Source organism: uncultured Campylobacter sp. (genome assembly GCF_938045535.1).
Lineage (GTDB): Bacteria > Campylobacterota > Campylobacteria > Campylobacterales > Campylobacteraceae > Campylobacter_B.
Map to the genome: position 1 here is coordinate 1 of NZ_CALIMQ010000269.1, position 3,474 is coordinate 3,474.

A 3,474-nucleotide genomic window follows, 5' to 3' on the forward strand; every position below is an offset into this window, starting at 1 on the left:
AATTTTTGGCGTGAGCAAGTATAAACTCCCGCCCCTGCACCATTGCCGCCGGAGGATGACGACGATAAAGAAGCTAATTAAATCATATCTTTAACAAAAAAAGAGCATAAATTAGATGATTTTTTAAATAAATTTAAAAATAATCAATAACAAGCTTATAATGCTATAATTAAAGAACTTGAAAGAGATATGGCAAATGGTAAGTTGCTAAATAATTTTACTAATGGCTATAAAGTTAATATTAAAGGCTATGAAATTACTGTACGTGGAGTTATAAAAAATGGAAAACCAAAAATCGGAACGATGTTTATCCCTCGATAATTTTACAGATATTGCAAATATCGAAGCTGAAATTGTTAAACTAATAAGTGATGATTTAAGCGATTATGCGCTTTATAAGCAGTTTGAAAATTCATAAATTACAAAAAGAGAGGTTTCGACAGCCGGATATTATTGCCATTTCGAGTGTAAAAAAATATTAGAAAAAAGCAAAAACAACGGTTTTGTCGGCAATGTAAATTTAATGCTTTCTGGTGAAAATATTGGAGGAGCAATGGTTCTTTTGGAAAATGGAATTTTAAAAATGTTAGAATGCTACTTTTGGGAAGAGAATAATTTTTTTTGAAAATATGGTAAACGAGCGATGGTAGATAAAAGACTTAAGCGATTTTAAGCTTAATAATATTTTGTTGGTTATTGGCGAAAATGAATTTGGGCAACTATAAAAAGGTGAAATTTATCAAATTTTACCTACGGCCAAGCCGAATAAATTTTAAATTTGAAATTCTATGGCTTAAACAAAACGGCGCGCTTACTGCGATAAAATTTCATAAAATATCATAAAATTTCATAAAATTTTATCTACCGCGCAAATTTAAATCCACGCAGCCAAGATTTAAAATTCCGTAAAATTCCGTGCGGCATAGCGAGGTTTGGCGTAGGGCGCGGGGTGACGTGAGCCCTATTCTGCGCTACGACGTAGCGTAAGTGCGGCGTAAACCCTGCTCTACGGCGTGGTTTGACGTAGCATGAGCCCTACTCCGCGGCGCAATGCGGCTCAATCCTCGTCCGTCGCGGCGCCATCGAATATATCTCGGTGCAAAATTTCTTCCAAAACGACCGTCGCATAAGAGCCTTTCGGCAGGTAAAAACTGAAGCTAAAATGCGCATTTTGCGCATCGTAGGCGTGCTGCATGCGCTCCATAAAGCTCCACGCAAACCTGCGCGAGCCGTTCATCTGTGCCTCAAACTCGCGAGCAGGCGCGAAAATTTCATCTTCAAATCTACCTCCAAGTCCGCTAGCTCGCAGCTTAGCTCGCCCCGCGATAAGGCCTGCGCTCGTGATTTCTCGCCTCGCAAACCGCTCGCACTCAGCGCCAAGATCGTCGCAGCTAAAAAACGCGCCGTGCGGAAAATGTCCTAAAATCTCGCCCCTTAAAAGCTTAAAAAACTGCGGCTGAGCTGCGATCTCGCGCGCCTCCTCCTTGCTTAGTCCATAAATTTTAGCAAACTCTCCAAGGCTAAATTCAGCCGCAAATTTTGAAATTTCGACCCGCTTGCTAAGCCAGCGATTGAAAAGCTCGCTCTGATAGGCGCTGATTAGAAAATCGCGCATTTTGGGGTTTTTAAGCCGCCTCTGTCCGCGCAGCACCTCCTCGCCCTGCGCCGCGTTGTCGCCGAACTTGCCGAAGCGCTGATAGCCGAAATAGTTCGCAAAGCCCTCGCGTCCTAGCGTATCTAGCGCGGCTGCGAGCTTGACGGCGTCGGGCGGTAGGACCTTTTTTAGGCGGATGAAAAAGTCGTTCCCCTTTAGATGCCCGATTTTAAGCTTGTTTTTGTGCCTTTGCACGCTTAAAATTTTAAGGCTCTCGTGTGAAAATCCGCCCAGCGCGGGCTCAAATTTAGCAGGCATGCTAACGTGCTGCGTCGTAAGGCCCTGCTTGTCCTTAAGCCCCGCGTAGCCGAACTCGCGCATCTTAGCGCCCGTATGTTCGCTTAAAATCCGCAACGCCTCGTGCGTGCTGATGCCCTTTTTTTGCAGCAGCAAAATGCAGTGCTCGCCTTCATTGCTAGGCTCGTAAAGCGGCACTTCGCGCACGACGAAATCGCTGGAGTTTTTACTAAAATGCGCATTTATCGGCGCGTGATTTAGGGTGTATAAAATTTTCATAGCCGGCCTTCGCGTTAATCTAAGGCGCAATTTTATAAAATTGAGCCTAAAAAACTCATTATTAAGGCAAATTCTAGTATCATTCGCCATAAAAAAGGATGAAAAATGCTTCAAATCAGGCTCTTTCGCTTCGACCCGCACTGCGACGTCGCAAGCTACTTCAAGCCCTATGTTTATGAAAGCGCGCCCTTTGCCGATCTTGCGGCACTGCTTGATGACATCTGCGCGCACGATCCCTATTTCAGCGCGCAGGGAGTGGAATTTGTAAAAATCGGCGGCACAACGGTGAGCGTAAAAGAGCCGCTAGATACGCTCATAGCGCACTTTGGAAGCGAGCTAATCATCGCTCCTCTTAGCGAAAAAGAGGCGGTTAAAGATCTGCGCTGCGAGCCGAGAGCGTTTTTAGACAAATTTCAAGCTTTTGAAGGCATCGCGGACGTCTCTGATTTCGAGTTTTACAAAAGCCTCGCGCCCTATTTTTACTCGACGAAAATCCCCGCATGCTCGCAGGAGTTTTTGGGCAACAGCGCCTTTATCTTCGCGCACCGCCTGATGCAGAAGCACCCGAGCGAGCGCATGAGGATTTTGGAGATCATCGAGCCGCAGATGGCGTATTTTACGAAGTGCGACGCCGTGGGGATGGAGTTTGACGACCGTGCGGCATACAGGGCGTTTTGCGATATTCTGAAATACGAACCGGCGCGCAGTAATAAAATTTTAAGCGCGCAGAGCATGGCGGAATTTGACGCAGCGGGCGCTAAGCACGATTTTAGCGGCTTTAACGTCGCCGTATGGTACGACAAGGCTGCGGAGGAGCTGGCTAGCAGGCTGGGTGCGCAGATCGTGCGCTTTGGCTGCGAAGGCGCGCCGCTTGGAGCGCAGATATATGAGCGCGAGCGGGAGTGCGCGCTGCGGCTGGGGGGCGAAATTTTACTTGACGCGTTTGACAGCGGAAGCGATTTTTTGCTAGTAAATTCCAAGCTCGCGCTTGATTTTTTAGACGGCAGAAGCGATGAAATCCAAAGGCTTTTCGGCAGAGGCCTCGCGGGCTTTTATCTAATTGCGACGGATGAGCTCATCGCTCTAGCTCGCGGCGAGAGGCCCGACTTTTCGACACGCAAACTAAAGCCGACGCTGATTTAAGAGGATGAGGTTTTAAAATTTATCCTATTGCGACGATAAAATTTTAAATCGACTCTATATTTATGATCGGTATAAAGCAAACAGTTTTCTTAATCGCAGGCGGTTTAATCATCTACTATTTCTTTAAATCAGCATTTGCTTGTTCTACCGTATAGCCCATA

The 3,474-nt window shown here is 45.9% G+C and carries 2 protein-coding genes; one reads left to right on the forward strand and one right to left on the reverse strand.

Annotated elements, in window-relative coordinates; all coding sequences use genetic code 11:
• Window positions 1–1,057: 1,057 nt before the first annotated feature.
• A complete protein-coding gene (gene truD / locus Q0095_RS08445) occupies window positions 1,058–2,170 on the reverse strand; it encodes a tRNA pseudouridine(13) synthase TruD (RefSeq protein ID WP_297883099.1) in 1,113 nt (370 codons plus the stop codon).
• A gap of 105 nt (window positions 2,171–2,275) precedes the next feature.
• On the opposite strand from truD, the gene Q0095_RS08450 reads away from it, so the two are divergent.
• Complete coding sequence (locus tag Q0095_RS08450; protein ID WP_297883101.1) at window positions 2,276–3,313, forward strand: hypothetical protein; 1,038 nt, start codon at window positions 2,276–2,278, stop codon at window positions 3,311–3,313.
• Window positions 3,314–3,474 lie beyond the last annotated feature (161 nt).